Annotated in this window: 23 protein-coding genes and 1 pseudogene; all 24 read left to right on the top strand. The window is 35.8% G+C overall.

The genetic code is table 11. The features are described 5' to 3' along the window. The first annotated feature begins 89 nt into the window (after nucleotides 1–89). The 24 genes and pseudogenes from JFU20_RS06825 (at nucleotide 90) to moaC (ending at nucleotide 24,106) form a co-directional block, all read left to right on the top strand. A complete protein-coding gene (locus tag JFU20_RS06825; RefSeq protein WP_002012036.1) occupies nucleotides 90–500 on the top strand; it encodes a hypothetical protein in 411 nt (136 codons plus the stop codon). A 10-nt stretch (nucleotides 501–510) separates the two neighbouring features. Continuing rightward, entirely contained in the window at nucleotides 511–1,620 is a 1,110-nt protein-coding gene (locus JFU20_RS06820) for a flagellar hook-length control protein FliK (RefSeq protein WP_002166046.1), read from the top strand. Nucleotides 1,621–1,623: 3 nt separating this feature from the next. Then, entirely contained in the window at nucleotides 1,624–2,202 is a 579-nt protein-coding gene (locus JFU20_RS06815; RefSeq protein ID WP_002012033.1) for a flagellar hook assembly protein FlgD, read from the top strand. 16 nt (nucleotides 2,203–2,218) lie between these two features. Beyond that, the gene (locus JFU20_RS06810) at nucleotides 2,219–3,442 is read left to right on the top strand and encodes a flagellar hook protein FlgE (RefSeq protein ID WP_002012032.1); all 1,224 of its coding nucleotides are present in this window, start codon (nucleotides 2,219–2,221) and stop codon (nucleotides 3,440–3,442) included. A 49-nt stretch (nucleotides 3,443–3,491) separates the two neighbouring features. Continuing rightward, entirely contained in the window at nucleotides 3,492–3,827 is a 336-nt protein-coding gene (locus tag JFU20_RS06805) for a DUF3964 family protein (protein ID WP_002012031.1), read from the top strand. A 365-nt stretch (nucleotides 3,828–4,192) separates the two neighbouring features. Further along, nucleotides 4,193–4,678, top strand: a complete 486-nt coding sequence (locus JFU20_RS06800; protein ID WP_002012030.1) for a hypothetical protein — start codon at nucleotides 4,193–4,195, stop codon at nucleotides 4,676–4,678. A gap of 141 nt (nucleotides 4,679–4,819) precedes the next feature. After that, nucleotides 4,820–5,728, top strand: a complete 909-nt coding sequence (locus JFU20_RS06795; RefSeq protein WP_002012026.1) for a chemotaxis protein — start codon at nucleotides 4,820–4,822, stop codon at nucleotides 5,726–5,728. Nucleotides 5,729–6,219: 491 nt separating this feature from the next. Continuing rightward, the gene (locus JFU20_RS06790) at nucleotides 6,220–7,167 is read left to right on the top strand and encodes a DNA-binding domain-containing protein (protein WP_002166045.1); all 948 of its coding nucleotides are present in this window, start codon (nucleotides 6,220–6,222) and stop codon (nucleotides 7,165–7,167) included. Between the two features lie 83 nt (nucleotides 7,168–7,250). Next, a pseudogene (locus tag JFU20_RS30145) lies at nucleotides 7,251–7,492 on the top strand (Ger(x)C family spore germination protein); the annotation flags it as partial. A gap of 447 nt (nucleotides 7,493–7,939) precedes the next feature. Continuing rightward, entirely contained in the window at nucleotides 7,940–9,172 is a 1,233-nt protein-coding gene (locus tag JFU20_RS06785; RefSeq protein ID WP_002012021.1) for an N-acetylmuramoyl-L-alanine amidase, read from the top strand. 618 nt (nucleotides 9,173–9,790) lie between these two features. Continuing rightward, the gene (locus tag JFU20_RS06780) at nucleotides 9,791–12,526 is read left to right on the top strand and encodes a sensor domain-containing protein (RefSeq protein WP_002166044.1); all 2,736 of its coding nucleotides are present in this window, start codon (nucleotides 9,791–9,793) and stop codon (nucleotides 12,524–12,526) included. Nucleotides 12,527–12,682: 156 nt separating this feature from the next. After that, on the top strand, nucleotides 12,683–13,459 hold the full coding sequence (locus JFU20_RS06775; protein WP_002012018.1) for a TerC family protein: 777 nt from the start codon (nucleotides 12,683–12,685) through the stop codon (nucleotides 13,457–13,459). Between the two features lie 104 nt (nucleotides 13,460–13,563). Continuing rightward, nucleotides 13,564–13,755 (top strand): hypothetical protein, encoded by a 192-nt coding sequence (locus JFU20_RS06770; RefSeq protein ID WP_002149117.1) that lies wholly within the window; start codon nucleotides 13,564–13,566, stop codon nucleotides 13,753–13,755. After that, entirely contained in the window at nucleotides 13,724–16,663 is a 2,940-nt protein-coding gene (gene fdhF, locus JFU20_RS06765) for a formate dehydrogenase subunit alpha (RefSeq protein ID WP_002166043.1), read from the top strand. The genes JFU20_RS06770 and fdhF overlap by 32 nt, the downstream gene beginning before the upstream one ends. 15 nt (nucleotides 16,664–16,678) lie before the next feature. Next, nucleotides 16,679–17,161: a helical membrane plugin domain-containing protein gene (locus JFU20_RS06760; protein WP_002012016.1), complete on the top strand. Its 483-nt coding sequence runs from the start codon at nucleotides 16,679–16,681 to the stop codon at nucleotides 17,159–17,161. Between the two features lie 150 nt (nucleotides 17,162–17,311). Continuing rightward, complete coding sequence (locus tag JFU20_RS06755) at nucleotides 17,312–17,656, top strand: Na-translocating system protein MpsC family protein (protein WP_002012015.1); 345 nt, start codon at nucleotides 17,312–17,314, stop codon at nucleotides 17,654–17,656. 16 nt (nucleotides 17,657–17,672) lie between these two features. Further along, complete coding sequence (fdhD, locus tag JFU20_RS06750; protein ID WP_002086466.1) at nucleotides 17,673–18,470, top strand: formate dehydrogenase accessory sulfurtransferase FdhD; 798 nt, start codon at nucleotides 17,673–17,675, stop codon at nucleotides 18,468–18,470. 20 nt (nucleotides 18,471–18,490) lie between these two features. After that, nucleotides 18,491–19,507 carry a GTP 3',8-cyclase MoaA gene (gene moaA, locus JFU20_RS06745; RefSeq protein WP_002012013.1) on the top strand — a complete coding sequence of 339 codons (1,017 nt, stop codon included), beginning with the start codon at nucleotides 18,491–18,493 and terminating at the stop codon, nucleotides 19,505–19,507. A gap of 207 nt (nucleotides 19,508–19,714) precedes the next feature. Continuing rightward, entirely contained in the window at nucleotides 19,715–20,509 is a 795-nt protein-coding gene (locus JFU20_RS06740; RefSeq protein ID WP_151304690.1) for a formate channel, read from the top strand. Between the two features lie 24 nt (nucleotides 20,510–20,533). After that, nucleotides 20,534–21,550, top strand: a complete 1,017-nt coding sequence (locus JFU20_RS06735; RefSeq protein ID WP_002166041.1) for a molybdopterin-synthase adenylyltransferase MoeB — start codon at nucleotides 20,534–20,536, stop codon at nucleotides 21,548–21,550. 19 nt (nucleotides 21,551–21,569) lie between these two features. Continuing rightward, nucleotides 21,570–22,883, top strand: coding sequence for a molybdopterin molybdotransferase MoeA (locus JFU20_RS06730; RefSeq protein ID WP_033710182.1), 1,314 nt, complete (start codon nucleotides 21,570–21,572; stop codon nucleotides 22,881–22,883). Then, entirely contained in the window at nucleotides 22,864–23,328 is a 465-nt protein-coding gene (locus JFU20_RS06725) for a molybdenum cofactor biosynthesis protein MoaE (RefSeq protein ID WP_002166040.1), read from the top strand. Before JFU20_RS06730 ends, JFU20_RS06725 begins: the two co-directional genes overlap by 20 nt. Nucleotides 23,329–23,332: 4 nt before the next feature. Then, on the top strand, nucleotides 23,333–23,569 hold the full coding sequence (gene moaD / locus JFU20_RS06720; protein ID WP_002012006.1) for a molybdopterin converting factor subunit 1: 237 nt from the start codon (nucleotides 23,333–23,335) through the stop codon (nucleotides 23,567–23,569). Nucleotides 23,570–23,617: 48 nt separating this feature from the next. Beyond that, nucleotides 23,618–24,106, top strand: a complete 489-nt coding sequence (moaC, locus tag JFU20_RS06715; RefSeq protein WP_002012005.1) for a cyclic pyranopterin monophosphate synthase MoaC — start codon at nucleotides 23,618–23,620, stop codon at nucleotides 24,104–24,106.

Raw genomic sequence — 24,106 nt, 5'->3', positions numbered from 1 at the left:
TTTGATTTTAATATTTCACAGATTTTTTTGTAAAAAAACTATATAATAGAAAAAGGTAACGTTATAATAGGAAGGGGCTATGAAAACGGTTGGATAAGCAGCAGTACGACACGATTAAATTGCAGATTAATCAAGAGAAAGAACATATCTTGAAAGAAGTGTACGAACTAACAGCTGAAAAAAGAAAAATAGAACAAAAAAAAGAATATGATCTATATGTTGTGAAATCACGCAATAAGGTTGTACAAACGGGACAACGTATTATGGCTGGTATGCTTTCATCACATACATTTTCACCTGAAAGAATAGAAGAATGGAATCGGAAAATTAAAAAAACAGAAGGTTTTATTCAAAAAAATGAAAGCTTTTTAGAGCAAATAAAAGAAAAAGAACGTGTCATTGATGAAATGTATGAAGAAGATTGTAAGAAGCTTGCGAAAGTAAAAGAAAAGCTGGAAGAAAAAATGCTTCTTGATTTAAAAATGTGTATGAACGGATGAGGTGGATGTAGTGATACAGTTTGTATTACCGGTGCAGCAAAGTTTACCTCCGCAAAAAGAAAAAGGGCTAGAAGTACAATCGAAAAATGAAAATTCTTCATTCGATAATACAATGAGAATTGAAAATAAAAAACAGCCGAAAACGGAGAAAATGAAACGAGAAGAAGCACCAGAAGAAGAGAAGAAAGAATATATTCTCGCAAAAAAAACGGTAACGAAAGAAGAGCCGATTGTAAAGAAAGAAGAAAAGAAAGAGACAGAACAGTTATTGTTAGCTGTATCTGAGCAGATGGTTGCAATTGAGCAATTGCGTGTGCAGCCAGAATTGTTATATCAATACATACAAAAAATACAGGCGTTATATAAAGAATACGGAAATATTAAACTGAACGAATTGCCCGCAGCTGAATTACAGCAATTACAAGAGCTTTTTTCTAACATGAATATTAAAAATGCCATATGTTTAGAAGATACAATGCAAATGGCGCTAGACAAGGTGACGATGCCAGAGCAGACGTTGCAAGTATTAAAAGTCGTAGAATCAGAAACTTGTAATATTGCAAAGAAACAAGAGGAGTCTAAGGAAGTAGAACTCCCGAAAGCAGAGAGCGATGATGTGAAGGTAGAGTTACCAAAAGTCGATCAGTTAAATGACTCAAGTTCGGCCGGAGCTGAGTTATTAAATAAAGCAACGGGTACTGACCAAATAGGAAAACAAAATAGTGGAGCTGAGAAGGTTACATTACCTGACTTAGGCAAGAAAATGGAAGCACAAGTAGAGGCTCTGCAAAAGTTTGTAGTGAAACAAGAACGTGTTTTATTCCAGCTAAATCCAGAGAAACTTGGTTCATTAACTGTATTTATGAAAAAGCATGGAGATCAAATTGAAGTCCATGTAGAAATGGAAAAACACGATGCGAAAAAGCGTGTTGAAATAATTTTTGACGAATTGAAGCTGAAGTTAAAAGAAAAAGAAATTAATATTCAAATAAGTTATTCAGAAAAAGATGAACAACGTAAAGAACAGCGAGAACAAGAGCAAAGGCAAAAACAAAAATTTGCAAATACGAAACATGAGAAACAACAATCAAAAGAATTTGCGGGATTATTGGAGGAATAAAGCGTGCCAACAGTTGGATTAAATACAACGAGTACAAATCATATTCCGTTACAAGCAGGAGCGCAAAAAAGTAATGTACCTGTTAACGGTGTACAATCGCCAGTTCAACAAACAAATGGAGTTTCAGCAGGAGAGCAAAAGACTCCTGGTGTAATGGGGAAAGATGATTTTCTAAAATTGTTTTTATCAAGTTTCCAGCACCAAGATCCATTCAATGCGATGGATATGAATCAAATGATGAATCAGACAGCGCAGTTATCTCTTATGGAACAAGTGCAAAATATGACAAAAGCAGTTGATTCTTTAAGAACGACGATGTATTCGACAGCGCTTGATGGCGGAATGAAGTTTTTAGGGAAATACGTAAGAGGGATCGACGGTGACGGTAAAAAAGTAACTGGTCAAGTAGAGACAGTTCGCCTTGCGGAAAATAACGATGTACAGCTCGTTATTGATAATAAGATTGTATCTCTTCGCTTTGTTGAGAGGGTGTCTGATAAACCGATTGGAGAAACGAATCCAGAAGATGCAAAGAAAGACGATCAAAAAGTAACTGAAGAAGTAAAAACTACAAATTCATAAGGAGTGTACATACATTATGATTAAAGCGTTATATACAAGTATTACAGGGATGAATGCAACACAAAATGCATTAAGTGTAACTTCAAATAATATTGCCAATGCACAAACAGTTGGTTATAAAAAACAAAAAGCAATGTTTGATGATTTACTGTATAACAATTCAATTGGTGCAAAAGGTGACGGTAAATACGCAGGAACGAATCCGAAAAGTATCGGTAACGGTGTGAAAATGAGTGGTACGGTTACGGATTATAGTGATGGTACAATTACATTAACAGGTGGCAAAACACAAGCTGCAATGGAAGGTAATGGTTTCTTCGTTGTAGGTGATTCAAAAGGCGGAAACATGGAATTTACGCGTAAAGGTACGTTTGGAATATCTTCAGATTATTATATTACGAACACAGAAGGTCAATACGTATTCGCATACCCTGCTAATGAGGCGACTGGTGAAGTTGATTTATCTGGTATTCCAGGCCCATTGCAAATTCCAATGGGGACGGCAATTGGTGGTATTCGAACATCGCAAGGGACAATTAAAGGGAATATTCCAACTGGTGAAAAACAAATTACGCAAGACTTACCTGTATACGATAATGCCGGTAATACATGGACAATGCGTGTAGAATTTACACAAACAAGCGAACACAATTATACATATAAAGTACAGATGCGTAATGACTCGAAAAAGGATACAAAGTTTGAGGATGTTCCAGGTGCAGGTGGTAATATGACATTTGATGCTGTTGGAAATCCAAATCCGAAAGAGCAAGGGGCCAATATTCCATTTGATGGTGGCTCTATAAAGTTAGACTTAAGTCATTTAACGAATCATCCGACAGATAAAACATTATCAGTAACAAACGTAGATGGTAGAGCGGCGGCGACTGTTAAAGATTGCTTTATTGCTGACGGTGGATATGTGATGGTAAAATATTCTGATGGAAGTATGAAATCTGCTGGTCAATTAGCTGTTGCGATGTTCCCGAATGAAGGCGGTTTGATGAAAACTGGAAATGGTAACTATACAGCGACGAATACAACTGGTATTTTAGCGTTAGGTGCATCTGGTCAAAACGGTGCAGGAAAAATACGTGGTGGTGCACAAGAAGGTGCAAACGTAGATTTATCTGTAGAATTCGTTGATTTAATGTTATACCAACGCGGATTCCAAGGAAATGCGAAAGTAATCAAAATTTCAGATGAAGTATTAAATGAAGTTGTGAACTTAATTCGATAATAAATCGTAAAGAAAAATTGTAACGTAGTAGAAAGGGTTTTATATTCGTATGACAAGACAAGAGCGAATTTTACAATTGCCTTTTTTCGAAAATAAACGTGAGCTTGCTGAGCAAGTGTTAAAAATAGAACGAGAAGAGCATGTATATTTACCAGATCAATTTGAAATCAAACAAGTGCCTCCATATTCGTTTGGTGAAAAACAAGCAATCATTGGCCGTATACACGAGTTTTATTTCGTAAGTATTGGTAGCGATAGTGTTTGGAAGTATCAACTGTTTAAAGATGAGATGAAGTGCCGTGAGTTTTTCGTTATGTTGCCGGATATTACGGATCAGCAGCTTGCTTTTTGGTTCAATAACATTGAGTTGCTTAAGGGAGCTTAAAAGCTTTTTTTAAGGTTTTGAGAGAGGACCCAGCGATGTGTAGTAGCGGTTAGTGCCTATGAGTGGCTCGCGCATTGTGAGAACAGAGATATGGAGTGGTTCTAGGTTAGTTGAAGAGGGGCGAGGACCTAGCTGAGTGTAGTAGCGGTCAGTTGCCTATGAGCGGCTCGTACATTGTAAGACGAGAGGTATGGATTGGTTCTAAGGTAGTTGAAGAGGCCAAAAGCCAAGTGTTTAGGTGGTGTCTCTTCACTTTTGGGAGAGAGGATTTATCCGAGTCTAGAAGCATTGATTTGAAATAGATTTAGATTAATTAAGATATTGTACAATTAGACTAAGTTTATATAAAAGGAGAGGTGAGGAGGATGGCGCAGAATAAGTATCGCGTTACATTCATTTCGCCAAGTGAGATTGAGCAACGTACTGTAATGGCGGCGAGTAGTTTACCTAATTTAATACGTCAAGTAGAGAGTATTATTGCAGATCCGAACGGTTATTTTGTAAATGATAAAAAAAATAATTGCTATTTTAAAGTTATTAAAGAAAATGTTACGTATATTCAATATGAGTTACTATTTTCTGATAAGGAAATTCACATTGAAAAGTTAAAACATATAGCACCGGCGGTATTGAAACAAGTATTTAAAAAAATAAACGATCCGGAGTTATATGCACTTGCGCTACTTGATGTTGATATAGCAACGAAAGAATACGTGCTAGAAGAAATGAATCCGGAGCTAAGAATAAGAGTGGAAACGGAACTTTCGAAAAAATGGGAAGCAATGCCGACAGAAATTGTAGGAGCACAAGAAGTGTTACTAGAGGCACTTGCTTCGTTTATACAAGATTAAGTTTTACCGGTAGTATTTCTACTTTAAAACTGTGAGGGTCACTCAACTATCTATATTTTTCATATAGGTAGTTGACTTTTTGGTTTTAATAAAGCTTAATAATTAAATATACGGAATTAATGGAAGGGGAGCGACACCTTTATGTCACAAGCACAAAGTATTTTATTAGAAAGCGGAACAAACGAATTAGAAATCGTAACGTACACTGTTGGTGAAAATTTATTTAGTATTAATGTAATGAAAGTGCGTGAAATTATTAATCCATTCCCTGTTACAACTGTGCCAGAATCTCATCATGCAGTTGAAGGTGTTGTTCAAGTACGTGGTGAAATTTTACCTGTTATTAACTTAGCAACGGCTCTTAATTTAAAATCTATAAAACCACTTGATCAAACGAAATTTATCATTTCAGAATTAAACCAAATGAAAGTTATTTTCCGTGTTGATGAAGTGCATCGTATTCAACGTATTTCATGGGAACAAATTGATGAACCAGCTTCATTATCTATGGGACTAGAAGAAACGACATCTGGTATTGTAAAACTAGATGGGAAAATCATTTTACTATTAGATTATGAAAAAATTGTATGTGAAATTAGCGGTACTGGTTATGACAATAAATCACTTGCAGGATTAGAGCAAAAAACAGATCGAGCTGAAAAAGTTATTTATATTGCAGAAGATTCAGCGATGCTTCGTCAAATACTAGAAGAAACATTATCATCAGCTGGATATACGAAAATGAACTTCTTCAGCAATGGGGCGGAAGCGTTAGCGCAAATTGAAAAATTAGCAAAAGAGCAAGGCGAAAAAATGTTTGAACATATTCACTTGCTAATTACTGATATTGAAATGCCGAAAATGGATGGACATCATTTAACGAAAGTAGTTAAGGATAGTGAGGTAATGAATCGTTTACCTGTTATTATTTTCTCTTCATTAATTACAAATGAATTATTCCATAAAGGTGAAGCAGTAGGAGCGAATGCTCAAGTAAGTAAGCCAGATATTCAAGAGTTAATTGGGTTAGTTGATAAGTTAGTACTATAAAGCCTCTTTTAGTTGGAAGAGAGGAGCCAGCCATGTGTGTAAAGACAGAAAGGTAGAGTGTTTCTGAGATATTTTTGTTTTTCTGTAGCCACCGTGGTAATAATGGTCATTCTTTCGGTTAATTAGTTAGCGTTGTGTAAAACCCTCACCTTTACTATAAAGGTGAGGGTTTTCTTACATGATGTTCAATTATTTCATCTATAAGATTTCGTGGTGGCGCAAACTTTTTCGGTGAAAATATATTAGGAATACCATATAATATAATTAAGTAGAATTTTTCTGATATAATATTTTACTTAGCTATTTTTTATTTTTTAATATTTGTTAAAAATCATTTTTTATTTCGATACTTTTTATACCTTTTTATATGTTAATTATTTGACAGATAATTTCGAAATGTTATAATATGGATATGTAAAAATTTCTATTTTCTTAAAGGGCATGGGAGTCATATGAGAATTGTGAAAGGATGAGGGGGAGTGACACAGATTATGTATCACCACACAGCAATCAATGTATTAAGTCTTTTACAAAACATGTCAAATAATAAAACGAACGATATGAAATTAGAGGCGGAATTTAAAAAAATAGAGAAACAATTCCAAGTCAGGTATGAAGAGCTAATCGATTTATATAATAGAATGGTATTATTTCAAATAGATATAGAAAAAAATGGCGGTATGCGAGTATATGAAAAATCAGCGATTACTTGGTTGAAGTCTGAACTAGAACTATTGTATGAAGTGTATCAATTTTGTCAACGTCATGGCTTAAACATCGCAAATATTTCAAAATATGTTAGTAAAAATGAAATGAATCTTTTCCGAAAAACGGAAAGTCAATTGCAAAATACGTATTATAAATTAAAAAAACAAGAAATCCCGTTTGAAAATATTGAAAAACAAAAGCCGGGGCGAAAACGTAAATATGCACCTGTAAAAGAGACAATTGTTGAGACAAAACAAGAAAGTAAGCAGGAAGTAATTGAAGACGTTCGAAATGAAGATGATGAAAAAAGCCTCGTAACAGTTATATCTGGCATCGTGGACAACTTTGAAACAATTAGTCAATGTAGTGACAAGAAAGAACACGAATTGCATCAGTTCATGGAGGGAATCTATAAGCTTTCCAGTATGGCAGCAGAGCGTTCAAAAGATGAAAAGAATGCACGTGGTCTTGAAGGTGAATTACATTCATTACGAGCTGAAAATGAAAGATTAAAACGAGAGAAGGAAGAACTCGTTCATGATATTAAAGAGATGACGCATCATTTAATTCATTTTATTACGAGCTCTGATATCGATCAAATTCGTACATTGCCTTACTTCGTAAAAGAATGCAAACAAGATCTACATAAGCTAGGGTTATATAACGCTCAAGACGGAAAAATGAAAATTATGGTTGACCGTAGTGGACAAGTTATGACCGTAACACAATAAAAAAATTGGGTACAAAATAAAAGGGAGATACATAGTGTATATGTATTTCCCTTTTGTTTTGTATGGAATTGTTTCGGACAGAGGAAAAGTTACAATTAATTTTAGTAAATCAAAAATTTTTACAAAAGGAAGGAGCTAGGTCTTACTTTGTAGTATTGTCATCAGAAAAATACTGGGAATATGCGTATTGTCACTGTGAAAGGACTTAATACATAATGATTTTAAAGATAAACCGACTCTTCCTCAATATTTAACTGATTTAATTGAGGTGAATAGGTTGTATAATCGTACAGTAGTTATTACATTTCATCAACAAACTTTTAATACGGAGAATTGAAGAGTAAAGTAGGATTCCAAAGCATAGCCAAAAAGGTGGCTGTTATAAGTTATTTGCCTACCAAGATAATTAATATTTGTTTAAAATATAAGATTACTATTTTATTATACCGAGTAATTATTCACATTATATAATAATTACTTACTACATAATTAACATGGTTATCTTACAAAAATGTAAGGTTTTTTAATTGACACTCGTACATATGAGTAACTATACTGGTTACACGACGTTGGTGAATATATTTAATAGTTTCTATCTATAAGTGTATGTCTCAGGATTCTTTTCGGAATAATAGTTCGATTTGCATTTGATATCTTTAATATAGGGATAACGCGGATTTAATCTATTCTTTATTCTAGGTCGTATTATTTAAAGATTAACTATAAATGATATATTTACCAACTTGTAATAATTTTTTAGAGGTGCTAAATTTTGAAGAAAAAATTAATTGCTACAGGAATTCTTGCTGGAAGTCTACTATCCTACTCATCTAGTGCATTTGCAAATACTCATAAATTCTCAGATGTTCCTGCATGGGCTGACAAATCCGTTAATTATTTAGTTGATAAAAAAGTATTGAGTGGTTATCCAGATGGAACTTTTGGTTCAAGTGATACATTAGATAGGGCTTCTGCGGCAACAATTATGACAAAGGCCCTTGGTATACATATTGACTTAAATGCAAAACCATCTTTTACAGATTCACAAAACCACTGGGGAGCGCCGTATATTGCTGCTGCTGAAAAAGCAGGAATAATTAAAGGTGAAGGAAATGGAATATTTAATCCTTCTGGAAAAGTTACTCGTGCTGCAATGGCAACAATGTTAGTAAATGCATATAAGCTACAAGATAGAACAAATAGTAATGGGCAAAGTAAATTTGATGATTTAAAAGGACATTGGGGTGAAAAATTTGCCAATATTTTAATTGATTTAAAGATTTCTGTTGGTACTGATAATGGTTGGCAACCAAATAAATTCATAACACGTGCAGAAGCCGCACAACTTACTGCCAAAACAGATACCCTTCAATACAGTCCGAAAAACCCTTTAGAAAGTAAAACAATCATTATTGATCCTGGACATGGTGGTGCAGATCCCGGAAAGTCCACAAAAGGATTGCCTGAAAGTAAAATCGTATTAGACACTTCCTTACGCCTACAACAATTGCTCGAAAAACATACACCATTTACAGTTTTACTAACTCGTGAATCTGATACTAGACCTGGACATGACCAAAAAAGCTCTTTACAGGAACGTGTTAAATTTGCTAAGCAAAATGAGGGGGATATCTTTATAAGCATTCATGCAAATGCTTTTAATGGTAATGCAAAAGGGACAGAAACATACTACTATAAATCTTCTGAATCCGAAAAAACAAATCCTCATGTGGAAGAAAGTCGTGTGTTAGCGGAAAAAATTCAAACACGTTTAGTAGAGGCTCTTCAAACACGTGATAGAGGCGTTAAACATGGAGATCTTCATGTTATAAGAGAAAACGACATGCCAGCTGTGTTAACGGAACTGGCTTTTATAGATAATGGTATCGATTACAGTAAACTATCTACGGCAAACGGCAGACAGATTGCAGCAGAAGCCATTTATGAAGGGGTTTTAGATTATTATGAATGGAAAGGAAATAATGTATCTGAATATAGATTGTAATAGGTAAAAGAAAGTTTAGTAATTCTAGGAATATGAAATTTATAAATTGCTAAAGTATAGTTTTGTAATGTGTTTTAGTTTTATAGTGTATACTGGTGCCGACTTATTAAGGATTATAAATAAGTCGGTGTTTTAATTAGTATCCTTAATAAATACTATAGAAAGTTATGAACAAAAAACGATAAATAGTTACTATTAGAAATATTGTAGGTACTTTCATGTCTAAATAGTTTAGGGTTTTTTCTTTGTTTAACATCACAAAAAATAGATAGAGACATACATCTACATTCATTATTTTTACGTGAAATTTTAACTTGAAGATCGTTAAGCTTTATGATTCAGATGGGCAGTATATAATTAGTTCAAAGAAAACATTCTTTGAACTAATTAGCTATTAAATCTACTTGTTACATAAATAGTTCGTATAACAATAATTGATATTGTTAAGGACATAGCTGCAGATATTTGTTGTAATTCCTGTTATGGAATTTTTAAATATCTGCAGGTGTAATATAACGGTGCTTTATTTTGAAAGAAATCTTTTGAAATGGTCATAATATGAATAATAATTAGATACAAATTTTAAAAAATGATGAAAGACTTAAGAAGGTGAATATATTGCTTAAACATTCACATTTGCAATTTATCTTATTAACAATAGCTCTAATATTCTATATAAGCTTTTGCTATATATTTTTATTTGTTTTTCCGAATCATTATTTTGTATCAGATTTTAATATCCGACTATCATCCTTAGTTGTTGAAACTACTGTATTTATCTCATTACTTTATTCTATATTATCCGGAAAAATTAAGTTAGGAGTATTCTGGGTTTGCATTACTATTGCAATAGGGTGTTTCTTGATAGGGAATTTTATATCCGCTTTTCAAGTACTTAATGTAGAATTGCCGATACAAAATTTTAATATCTCTGATGTGTTTTTGTTGTTTTTCTTATTCTTCTTTCTCTTTGCATTCTTTTATAAAATCATTATGGAATGTAACAAGTGGGAAAAAGCGTATTTAATTTGTGATTTATGTATTGTTGTTACTGCCATTTTTACATTAGAGTGGTACCTGTTTAATAAACCTTCTGCAAATATCTTATTCTTATCAATTGGAGATGTTTTTCTTTCATTTATTTTTCCGATTATAGATTTATTGCTTCTTTTACTAGGAATTAGCCTGATCTTTCGACCAGCTATTTTTAATGCGAAAAGTAAATTATTTATTTTTATTCTCGTATTAACTGGATTGGCTATTACGGACTACTTGTATTTTTACTTACAAGATGATTTGTCAGATCGTTCACTTATATTATTAAGGTGTTTGTATAGAGTTTTCCTATTATTAATTGCTATTGCTGCTTCGATCTCAAAGAATGCATCTTCTAGAAGGAATTATTTCATTATCGATCCCACATTTGGGAAGAAACTTCTTGTTATATTTCCTTATCTTGCAGTTGCGGTATTAATTGGCTTTACTTTAAAAGAGCAAACTTCCTCGTCTACACTTATTACTGGGAATTGTATTGCATTTGTATTTGTGCTGATTCGTCATACTATCGTACGAATGCAAAACAGCGATTTAACCGAAATGTTAAAAGTGTTTAATAATCAATTAGAACAAAAAGTATCTCAAAGAACAGAAGATTTAATAAACAAATCCAATGACTTGGTCAAAAATCAAGAGAGATTTAAGTCATTATATGAGTATCATCCAGATCCTATTTTAACGATTAATTCAAATGGTACTGTGTTAAATATAAACCAGGCTGGAAGTATGTTATTAGGAAAAAACAGTGATGAATTAATAGGTAAAGAGTGCTTCTCGATTTTTTTAGACGAAGATAGATCTGAATTGGAAGCAGCTCTACAGGAAGGGAAACGATGCAGTTCGGCTTCGTTACAATTACGTGTGAAAAATAATAATGAGAAGGACATTCATTTTTGGTACGTCACCATTGTTCCTATTATGATAGAAGGACAAACTTTTGGGAGTTATGTAATGGTAAAAGACATTACGAGAATGAAGAAACAACAAGATGAGATAAACTATCTAGCATTCCATGATACAGTGACGGAGATTGGAAATCGAATATTCTTCCAAAAAGAATTAGAAAAATCCATTGAGCGTGCACGAAAAACGCAGGGTGAATTTGGACTCTTGTATATAGATTTAAATCGTTTTAAGACTATTAATGATACACTGGGACATTCAATTGGTGACAGTGTTTTAAAAGAAGTTGCTAAACGTTTTAGGACATGTCTGTTACCGGCTATTCCTCTAGCGAGAATAGGGGGAGATGAGTTTGCAATCATAGTCCATAACCATACAGAGCAACAGCTATTGGATTTGTGTGAAACTCTATTTCGTATAACTGAAGAAGCATTTGTAGTAAATCAGCATAGCTTTTACTTATCTCTTAGTATAGGAATAGCGGTGTATCCGTTTGGAGGAATAAATACTACTACACTTTTACAACATGCTGATATTGCTATGTATAGTGCAAAGGAAAAAGGTAATAATGCTGTTTGCATGTATGACGAGACATTATCAAAAAAAATAACAAGACGATTACGATTAGAACAGGATTTACCGAAGGCATTAGAAAATAATGAGTTGTTTTTATTATATCAACCACAAGTTGACAGTAAGACTGGTATGGTTATTGGTGCAGAGGCTTTAATTCGTTGGCAACATCCAGAACTGGGACTTATTTCTCCTTTTGAATTTATACCTATCGCGGAAGAAACATCGCAGATTATTTCAATTGGGAAATGGACGTTACAGGAAGCGTGTCGACAACTGAAAGAATGGCATTCTGCGGGCTATTCAAATCTAAAAATGGGGATAAATTTATCAGCTATAGAGTTTGAACAGAAGGACTTTGTTCAAACAATCATATCTACTATAGAAGAAGTAGGGGTACCTGCTAGTTCGATCGATTTAGAATTAACTGAGCGGATAGCAATGGTAGATGAAAAAGAAACGTTAGCGAAGTTAAAAGCATTAAAATCATATGGTGTACATTTATCAATTGACGATTTTGGCACAGGGTATTCTTCATTAGCATATCTCCCTTTGTATCCAATTGATACCTTAAAAATTCCAAGAGAATTTGTTAATAGGATCGGAAATTCTACTGATGGAAATGAAATTATTCATACCATTATTTCACTAGCGCATACTTTAAACATGAAAGTGATCGCAGAAGGGGTAGAAACGAAGGAACAATTAACAGTGTTACAACGTAATGCATGTTATCTAATTCAGGGCTATTACTACAGTAAACCTGTAAGTGAAGATGAATTCATCAAGTTTTTAAGCACAATGTCGCGTCACCTTTTCTAAGAAAACCACAATCTAGATTTGTTTTTTGTTGAAATTATAACAAATAGAGGACAGCAAAGTAACTGTCAAAATGTTTTAGCATTTAATTTGGCTTAATAGGAAATTCTAATGAGCAAAGACCTTATCTGATTTTAGTTTTAGAAAGGAGAGAAGCGGATGGATTCAATATGGCTAGAGTACGCTTGGGCATTATTAATTCTAATTGGATTAGAAGGATTGTTATCGGCTGACAATGCCCTTGTCCTAGCAGTTATTGCGAAACACTTACCCGAAGAAGAGAAAAAAAGAGCTATAAATTACGGAATCATTATGGCCTTCGTTTTTCGATTTGCAGCTCTATTTGCGATTTCATTTATTGCAAATGTTTGGCAAATACAAGCAATAGGAGCAGCGTATCTTCTTTATTTAGGATTGAAGCATGTCATTCAGGCGCAATTCGGAAAAGACAATCAAAATATTCATAAGGACGATGAAAAGGAAGCGGCAGGTAAAAGCTACTGGTTCACAGTAGGAAAGATTGCATTAGCTGACCTTGCTTTCGCGATCGATTCAATATTAGCCGCAGTTGCTCTTGCCCTTGGTCTTCCAGATTCACCGCTAGAAGATTTCGGTGGTATGGATGGAGGACAGTTCATAGTTGTACTTCTCGGAGGGATTGCCGGGCTTATTTTAATTAAATTTGCGGCAACTTGGTTTGTACAATTACTTGAGAAACGTCCAGCATTGGAAACAACAGCATATGCAATTGTTGCCTGGGTCGGTGTAAAACTCGCTGTAATTACACTTGCCCATGAGGATATTGGTATCTTAGACCATGATTTCCCGCACAGTACAACTTGGACTTTAATCTTCTACGGAGTATTAGTTGCTATTGCACTAATTGGTTGGTTTGCACCGGGAAGTAAGTCATCTCAGAATAATTCTAAAATGTAATACAAAGGTCAGAGCATTATGTGCTTTGTCCTTTTCAATAATAATTATATTGTGTATTTTTCGATTTAACGCTATAATTATAGTGTTAAAGATGGAATCGTGATATGACCTGTTATGAATCTATCATTTTATTTATGAATAAATGGACTGGTATTTTAGCAAGATGTGCTAATAAACTACTCCACCATGATGATAACGTGCCAAAAATGTGGTGCGTATATTTTCGTGGTGGAGTTTTTTTATTCTCAAAAAGGGGGAGTAACCATGAACGACAGCATGGTTCATATTACAATTGACGGCAAAGAATATAGTGCTGAGCCTGGTTCAACGGTACTAGGCATCATTAATGAGAACGGAATTGAACATCCACAAATTTGTTACGTGCCGGAAGTGGATCCGATTCAAACGTGTGATACTTGCATTGTAGAAGTGAATGGAAAGCTTGTGCGATCCTGTTCAACTGTAGTGACGAGCGGCATGAATATTGAGTTAGCCTCTATTAGTGCGAAGGCAGCACAACATGAGGCGATGGATCGCTTATTAGAAAATCATTTACTGTACTGTACGGTTTGTGACAACAATAACGGGAATTGTAAACTGCATAATACGGCAGAATTAATGGAAATTGAGCATCAAAAATATCCTTACGAGCCAAAAGTTGATGCAAGCGAAGTTGATATGTCTCATCCATTTTATCGCTATGACCCGAATCAATGTATCGCGTGTGGTCAATGTGTAGAAGTGTGTCAAAACTTACAAGTAAATGAAACGTTATCTATTGATTGGGAGGCAGAGCGTCCTCGTGTTATTTGGGATGAAGGAGTAGATATTAACGATTCTTCATGTGTAAGCTGCGGTCAATGTGTAACAATTTGTCCTTGTAATGCATTAATGGAGAAATCGATGCTTGGTGAAGCTGGATTTATGACTGGGCTGAAGCCGGATATTCTTGAGCCTATGGTCGATCTTATTAAAGAGGTTGAACCTGGATATAGCGGTATTTTCGCTGTGTCAGAAGTAGAAGCTGCAATGCGCGATACTCGTACGAAGAAGACGAAAACAGTATGTACGTTTTGTGGTGTAGGTTGTTCATTTGAAGTGTGGACGAAGGGCCGTGAAATTTTAAAAGTGCAACCATCTTCTGAAGCACCAGTTAATGCGATTTCTACTTGTGTAAAAGGAAAGTTTGGTTGGGATTTCGTGAATTCCGAAAAACGAATTACGAAACCTTTAATTCGTAAAAATGGAGTGTTCGTGGAATCAACTTGGGAAGAAGCGCTTCATGTAGTGGCAAATAAAATGGGCTCTATTAAAGAAGAGTACGGTAAAGGTTCTATCGGCTTTATTTCTTCTTCTAAAATTACGAATGAAGATAATTATGTTATTCAAAAATTAGCACGACAAGTGTTTGAAACGAACAATATTGATAACTGCTCACGTTATTGTCAATCACCAGCGACGGATGGATTGTTCCGTACAATTGGTATGGGCGGAGATGCAGGGACGATTAAAGATATCGCGCAATCGGGTCTTGTTATTATCGTCGGTTGTAATCCAACAGAAGGTCATCCTGTGTTAGCGACTCGTGTGAAACGTGCGCATAAACTTCACGGTCAAAAACTAATTGTCGCAGATCTTCGTAAAACTGAAGTGGCAGAGCGTTCAGATATCTTTATTAGTCCAAAGCAAGGAACAGATCAAGTATGGTTAATGGCTGTTACAAAATATATGATCGATCAAGGTTGGCATGATGAGCAGTTCATCGACGAGAATGTAAACTTCTTTGAAGATTTCAAAGATAGTCTTAAAGAATATACGCTTGAATATGCAGAAGAGATTACAGGTATTTCAAAAGAAACTCTCGTTCAAATGGCCGAGATGATTCGTGATGCAGATGGTACGTGTATTCTTTGGGGTATGGGTGTAACGCAAAATACGGGTGGTTCAGATACTTCCGCTGCGATTTCAAACTTACTTCTTGCAACAGGAAATTATCGCCGTCCAGGTGCTGGTGCATATCCACTTCGAGGTCATAATAACGTACAAGGTGCTTGTGATATGGGAACTCTCCCAGGTTGGCTTCCTGGATATCAACACGTTACTGACGATGTAGAACGTGCGAAATTTGAAATAGCTTACGGAGTAAAAATTGATAATAAACCAGGTCTAAATAACATTGAAATGCTTCACGCAATTGATGAAGGGAAAATGAAAGCTATGTATCTTGTTGGAGAAGATATGGCTCTTGTAGACTCGAACGCAAATCATGTGCATGAAGTGTTATCAAGCCTTGAATTCTTTGTCGTTCAAGATGTGTTCCTTTCTAAAACAGCTCAATACGCTGATGTAGTATTACCAGCAGCGCCATCTCTTGAGAAAGAAGGTACTTTTACAAATACAGAGCGTCGCGTACAAAGATTATATCAAGTGCTTCCAACGCTAGGAGATGCGAAACCAGACTGGTGGATCGTGCAGGCAATTGCTAATAAGTTAGGCGCAAATTGGAACTATAATCACCCAAGTGAAATCTTTGCGGAAATGGCAAGCTTATCACCACTATTTGCACACGCAAACTATGAAGTGCTTGAAGGGTGGAACAGTTTCCACTGGGGAAGTTTTGATGGTACGAATACGCCGCTTCTATTCAAAGATGGATTTAACTTCCCGGACAAAAAGGCTCGTTTTGCGATAGCTGATTGGGTACGTCCTGCTGAATTCCCAGCAGAATACGATCTTCACATTAATAACGGCCGTATGCTTGAACATTTCCATGAAGGGAACATGACAAATAAATCAACTGGTATTCAATCGAAAGTACCAGGTGTTTTCGTTGAAGTTTCTCCAGAGTTAGCAAGGGAACGCGGAGTGAAAACTGGTTCGTTAGTACGCCTTGTTTCTCCATTTGGAGCACTTAAATTACGTGCACTTGTAACGGATCGTGTAAAAGCGAATGAACTGTATTTACCGATGAACTCGACGGATAAAGAATCGGCAATTAATTTTTTAACAGGTCCTGCCGTTGACTTGCGTACAAACACGCCGGCATATAAGCAAACGAAAGTACGTATGGAAGTGTTAGAAGTTGATGGCGAAAATCCGATGCCAAAAACGAACCCACGTAATAAAAAGCGTCATCCTCAAAACGGAATTGAGGTAAATCGTAAGTGGGCTCGTCCAGGATACGTACATTTAACGGATAACTAAGGGGGAGAAAAGAATATGGCAGCACCTATTCAAGCGATCCAGAAGCAGGAGCTAACTGAGGAAGAACTTAAACAACAAAAACTCGAAGCTTTAAAAGAACTGCTAGCTAATAATGAAGATGCTTTAAATCAAATGTTTAATATAGTAGGTGAATTAAATGACATTGGGATGCTGGAAGCAGCAAATTCTATGCTGAAAGCGAAAGAACCAATCGCAAAAATCGTTCTAGGCCAAGTCACTCGTGAACCAGTTACAAATTTAATTAATAATATGATGGGCGCTGCAGGAGCTTTAACAGAACTTGATCCGGAACTTACGAAAAAGCTTATAGGTAGCGTGTTGACAGGTATGGATGAAGGAAACCAGCATCTGCAAAGCAATAAAAAAGTAGGAATATTAGACCTTATGAAAGTACTGAAAGACCCAGATATTAATCGTGCTATCGGATTTGGTCTTCATTTCTTAAAAGGTATGGGTAAAGGGTTAAAAGAAGAATAGATAAGCAACAATAATAGTATTTCATATGTTGTTTGCGTACTTGAGATAATTGTAAAAGGTGATCCATTTCGTCTCATTATTAAATAGTTTAGGCGAAATGGTCATTTTGTTAAAATAGTTGTGATGGAATAACTAGGAAGGAATGAGAGTATGTCAAAAATGGTACATGAATTTAATGATATGATCCGAAAGCTTCGAAAAGAGTTGTTCGGGAAAGGGCCGGAAAGAATTCATACTGTATTTACCGAGAACATGGCGATTGCAACACTTTATGGGAATTTAACACCTACTGAGAAATTTATTTCGGGAACTACGGATGGGGCGGAAATGGTTCATATGGCTCGAACGAAAATGATTCAAGAAGTGTATGTGGCTAATCCTCATGAACATTTAGAAGAACTTGTTGGTGCGAAGTTAGTTCATCTGTTTTCTGATATGAAAGTAGATGAGGATATTGCAGTTTCCGTGTTTGTTTTTGATAAAAATATAACGTGAGAGAAGGATGCTCATCGTGAAATCGATTCAGGTGGAACGGAAAATTTTTAAATATGAGCAAGGGGAATTTAAACATATAGAGGACAGCATTGTAACAGAGTTTCCTGTTACGGTTAAAATTAACGGCCAGGAATTTGTTACAATGGTTAGTACTCCAGAGTATATTGAAGACATGGTAATTGGCTTTTTAGCCTCTGAAGGCATTATCCGAAAGTATGAAGATATTGATGAAATATGGATGCAAGAAAAAGAAGGCTATGTACATGTAAAAACGACGAAAATCAATCCTTATTATCGTGACATACAAAACAAACGTTATATTACTTCGTGCTGTGGAATGAGTAGGCAAGGGTTTGTTTTTGCGAACGATGCGCTGACTGCGAAAGAAATGAATGATATTCGCGTAAAGATCTCTGCCGAGGATTGTTTTCGGTTAATGAATGATATGCAGCAATCTGCGTCTACGTTTCAACATACAGGCGGCGTTCATAATGCAGCTTTATGTAATGTGAGTGGAATTGTTTTAAGCCGCATGGATATAGGAAGACATAACGCTTTAGACAAAATTTACGGCTATTGTTTAAAAAATAACATTTCGATTGGTGATAAAATTATTGTTTTTAGTGGACGTATCTCTTCTGAAATTCTATTAAAAGTTGCGAAAATTGGCTGTGAAGTAATATTGTCAAAATCAGCTCCAACTGAGTTAGCATTAGAACTAGCGGAGCAGTTAGGGATTACTACAATAGGCTTCATTCGTAATAAATCTTTAAATGTATATACGCATCCAGAGCGGATTATAAATATAAAATAAGTAGAAACGAGGCAATAATCATGAAATCTGTTACATTAGACAAATTAGATCGTCCTTTAAAGGATTTACGTATTTCTGTTACTGATCGCTGTAATTTTCGCTGTCGATATTGTATGCCAGAAGAAATATTTGGTCGTGATTATTCTTTTTTGTCTAATGATAAAATTTTATCTTTTGATGAAATTGAAAGGATTACACGTATTTTCGTTTCTTTAGGTGTAAGAAAGTTACGTATTACCGGAGGAGAGCCGTTACTTCGAAAAGACTTACCTGAACTCATACAGCGGTTAAACGAAATTGATGGAGTAGAGGATATTGGTTTAACGACAAATGGATCATTACTTAAAAAGTTTGCGCCAGATTTATATAAGGCGGGTTTATCTCGTGTAACAGTTAGTTTAGACTCGTTAAATGAAGAACGATTCTCTTATTTAAATGGGAATAGAAGTAAAGTAAAAACGGTTCTTGCGGGAATACAGGCTGCAGCGGAAGCCGGAATGAAAATTAAAATGAACATGGTTGTCCAAAAAGGGAAAAATGAAGAAGACATCGTTCAGATGGCAGAGTACTTTAAAGAGAATAAGCATATCCTTCGGTTCATTGAATATATGGATGTCGGAAATTTTAACGGCTGGGAATTAGGTGAAGTAGTTTCTAAGCAGGAAATAGTAGAGATGATTCATAAAGTGATGCCGCTTGAACATATTGAAGCGAACTATCCTGGTGAAGTTGCAACACGTTATCGTTATGTTGGTAGCGAAGAAGAAATAGGAATTATTTCATCTGTAACGGATTCGTTCTGCTCATCATGTACAAGAGCGCGTGTTTCTGCAGAAGGAAAATTGTATACATGTTTGTTTGCTTCTAAAGGAAACGATCTTAAAGAATTACTTCGCTTTGGATATACGGATGAGGAGATTACTAATGTTATTCGTGACATTTGGAATAATCGTTCAGACCGTTATTCAGACGAACGGTTAAGCAATACGAATAAAAAAGCAATGCCGAAAATTGAAATGTCGCATATCGGTGGCTGAGAAGCTACTAAGAATGTAGATTCTCTTTGTTAACGTAAATAGTGGGAAATGTGCAAGTTTTGTACACTTTCTATGAGTATAGTAAAAATGATGATTGATATTTCTGTAAGAGATATGCAGAGAGATTAAGCAGCATTCAAAAATCCTTACGATGGTAAGGGTTTTTGGTGCTGCTTTTTTTAGATGAGAAAAATGGAGGAATTGGTTATGGCATTTCATAAACCGGAACAAATTGCTGCGCTTGTGATTGAATCCGGTGTTCAAAAGGTGAGGCAACCGCTATCAGCGATGCTTATTCTTGGTTTTTTAGGAGGAGCATTCATTTCGTTAGGATTTTTACTTAATATTCGTGTTCTAGGTAATGTACCAGAGCAGTGGGGAAGTTTAGTCAATTTTATAGGAGGAGCGGTTTTTCCTATAGGACTTATGCTCGTTGTTTTAGCAGGAGGAGAATTAATTACGGGAAATATGATGTCGATGGCCATGGCACTGTATGCACGGAAAATTTCATTGAAACATGTGTTAAACAATTGGACGTGGATCACTTTAACGAACTTCGCAGGTGCCCTTTTCGTAGCGTATTGTTTCGGTCACCTTGGCGGGTTAACTGAAGGTGCCTATTTAAATAAAACGATAGCGATAGCTCAAGATAAATTACATGAATCTTTCGGGAGAACGTTAATTTTAGCAATTGGTTGTAACTGGCTCGTTTGCCTTGCAATTTGGTTAGCGTATGGAACGAACGATTTAATCGGAAAGATTGTTGGGATTTGGATTCCGATTATGGCATTTGTCGTCATTGGGTTTCAGCAAGTAGTAGCAAATATGTTTGTCATTTCAGCCGTAATTTTTGCGGGTCACCTTACGTGGATGGATCTTGCGAAAAACTTTGTGCCTGTCTTTATCGGAAATGTAATTGGCGGAGCGGGATTTGTTGGATTCGCTTATTTTTCTTGTTATCAGAAACAAAGTGCTACCGAAGAAGATGTATTGAAAAAATAACAGTATATGAAAGGAAGGCACCTCATGATAGAGCGGTATTCACGACAACAGTTGTTCACTCCTATTGGAAAAGAAGGGCAAGAGAAAATTAGAAATAAGCATGTATTAATAATAGGGGCAGGTGCATTAGGAAGTGCAAGTGCAGAAAGCTTTGTACGTGCAGGTATCGGGAAATTAACGATTATTGATCGCGATTACGTAGAATGGAGTAATTTACAGCGGCAACAACTTTACGCTGAACAAGATGCGATAGAAAAATTGCCAAAAGCAATTGCAGCACAGAATCGTTTACAAAAAATTAATTCAGACGTGCAAATTCAGGCGCTAGTAATGGATGCAAGAGTAGATAATATGGAAGCTTTATTAAGTGGTGTCGATGTCATTATTGATGCCACAGATAATTTCGATATTCGATTTGTAATGAATGATTTATCACAAAAATACAATATCCCTTGGATTTACGGTTCTTGTGTCGGATCATACAGCATGAGCTATACAATTATTCCGAAGAAAACACCGTGCCTACATTGCGTGTTGAAAAGTGTTCCTGTTACAGGAGCGACGTGTGACACAGTTGGAATTATTAGTCCAGCTGTTCAAATTGTCGCTGCCTATCAAGTGGCAGAAGCATTCAAAATTTTAGTAGAAGATTACGCAGCAATTAGAAAAACGTTTTTAATGTTTGATATATGGAGTAATCAGTATCATTCTATCAAACTAGAAAAAATCAAAACGGAAGGCTGTCCTTCGTGCGGAACAAATAGAACTTATCCTTATTTATCATACGAAAATCAAACGAAGACAGCTGTTTTATGCGGAAGAAATACAGTTCAAATTAGACCGGCGCATAATAGACATTACAACTTTGATGAGTTAGAAAAAGTATTAAAGAACCACGGGAAACTTGATCGGAATCCGTATTTGCTTTCTTGCCAATTAGAAGAGTATCGGATCGTCATTTTTCATGATGGTCGTGTATTTATTCATGGCACGAATGAAATTCAAAAAGCGAAACAACTATACTATCGGTTATTAGGATAATAGAGAGGGATTGGTAATGATGGAAAGAAGAGTGCCAATTACAGTTGAAGAGGCTGTTCATAAAGTGATGGCATTTGCTAATTGTGGTGTAAAAGAACTAGTACCACTGGAATTAGCATACGGACGTATGTTAGCAGACGATTTAGTAGCGGATCACGATGTTCCTTCTTTCGATCGCTCGCCATATGATGGATTTGCTATTAGGGCAGAAGATACTTTACGAGCTAGTCGTGAGAATCCAATTGTATTTGAAGTAATCGGTGAAATTGGAGCAGGCTCTGTATTCCATAAAGAAGTAGAAGCGTTTCAAGCAGTTCGAATTATGACAGGGGCACAAATTCCGAAAGGATGTAACGCGGTCGTCATGCTAGAACTGACTCGTCATCGTCAATATGAGAATATCGGAAAAAGCTATATGGAAGTGAGGCGCTCATTTAAAGAAGGGGACAATATTTCCTTTCAAGGTGAAGATGCACGTAAAGGAACTGTTCTCGCAAAAAGAGGTTGTTACATTAATCCAGGTATTTCAGCTCTTCTTGCTACATTCGGTTATAGCGAAGTGCCAGTAGCGAAAAAGCCTATCATTGGACTATTAGCGACTGGGAGTGAGCTTCTCGATGTAAATGAAGAACTACAACCTGGGAAAATTCGAAATAGTAATACGTATATGATATCGTCTCAAATTCGAAGAGCAGGTGGAAGAGTAAAATACTTTGGAAAGTTTAGCGACGATTTTAATACGTGCTACGAAGCAGTGAAAAAAGCGTTAAGCGAAGTTGATATGTTAATTACAACTGGTGGTGTTTCGGTAGGCGACTATGACTATTTGCCAGCTATATACGAAAGGTTAGGCGCATCAGTTCTTTTTAATAAAGTAGCCATGCGGCCGGGTAGCGTCACGACTGTAGCGCAATTAAACGGAAAATTATTATTTGGATTATCAGGTAATCCATCTGCTTGCTATGTAGGTTTTGAATTATTCGTAAAACCTAGCATTCGTGCGTATATGTTTAGCGGAAAACCACATGTAAAACGAGAAAAAGCAATGCTCGGAGAAGATTTTCTAAAACCGAATCCATTTACAAGATTTGTACGAGCGAAGCTTCAGTATAACGAAGGACAACTAATCGCTTATCCATCAAGATTTGATAAATCTAGTTCCGTTTCTTCATTAGCAGAATCAAACATTTTTATTGTACTACCGGGCGGAACGAGAGGATATAAGAAAGGGATGTTTGTAGACGTTCTTTTATTAGAAGATAACGAAGGTAGTGAATGGTCTTGGACATTCCATAAAGTGGGGAGAGGTTTTGATGGGACAAGCACGATTTGAAATTGTCGATAATCCGATTGTAGTTGAAAAAGTAACGAATAAAGTAGCAAGACGAGAAGCAGGAGCAATTACAACTTTTATTGGAACAGTAAGGGAATTAACGAAAGGAAAACGAACGTTACATCTTGAGTATGAAGCATATAAACCGATGGCGGTAAAAAAGCTTACTGCAATTGGAGAAGAAATTAAGAAAAAGTGGCCGGATGCGAAAATAGCAATCACGCACCGAGTAGGCCGACTAGAAATAATGGATATCGCCGTTGTCATTGCAGTATCGTCGCCACATCGTAAAGTGGCATATGAAGCGAATGAATACGCAATTGAACGTATAAAGAAAATCGTCCCAATTTGGAAAAAAGAATTTTGGGAAGATGGAACGGAGTGGATTGGAGATCAACTTGAAAATACTCCATATCCAGAAGGAAAACCAAAGAAAGAAGAATGAGAGAATGATTACAATTTTACTGTTCGCAAATTTACGAGAAGAAGTTGGCTCAGAGAGATTAGTAATAATAGAAAAAAGAGAGATAAATGTTCAGCAATTGAAAAAATGGCTGGAAGATAACTATCAATTACAGACGCTAGATAAAGTTATGGTAGCGATTAACGAAGAATTTGTAACGGACGAAGATATTGTAAAACCTGGAGATATCGTCGCGTTTATCCCGCCTGTAAGTGGGGGTTAATTCTGTTTCTTTGAATACCGCATTCTTCATAAAATAAGGAGGATCATTATGAGTGAGTTTTCGCATTGGAACGAAGAGGGAAGAGCTAAAATGGTTGATATTTCTCAAAAGGATATTTCGACACGTACAGCTATTGCGCAAAGTACAATTTTTTTATCAAATGAACTATTTGAAGCAATTCAAAATGGCGGATTGAAAAAAGGTGACCCGCTCCAAGTAGCGCAAGTTGCTGGCATAATCGGTGCTAAAAAAACAGCGGATATAATTCCGATGTGTCACCCGATATTAATCCAAGGAACAGACTTTACGTTTCATTATGAAAAGACAAGTGATGGGTATGAGTTAATGATACGAGCTACAGTAAAATGCAGCGGTAAAACAGGTGTAGAAATGGAAGCATTAACTGCTGTATCAATCGCCGCCCTTACTTTTTACGATATGTGTAAAGCAGTTGATAAAACGATGGTCATGAAAGAAACGTATTTAGTGCAAAAAACGGGTGGGAAAAGCGGAGACTTTTTCCATCAGGTGAAATGA

The organism is Bacillus sp. TH30, assembly GCF_016650875.1.
Taxonomy (GTDB): Bacteria; Bacillota; Bacilli; order Bacillales; family Bacillaceae_G; genus Bacillus_A; species Bacillus_A mycoides.
This window is presented reverse-complemented; position numbering and strand designations above follow the sequence as displayed.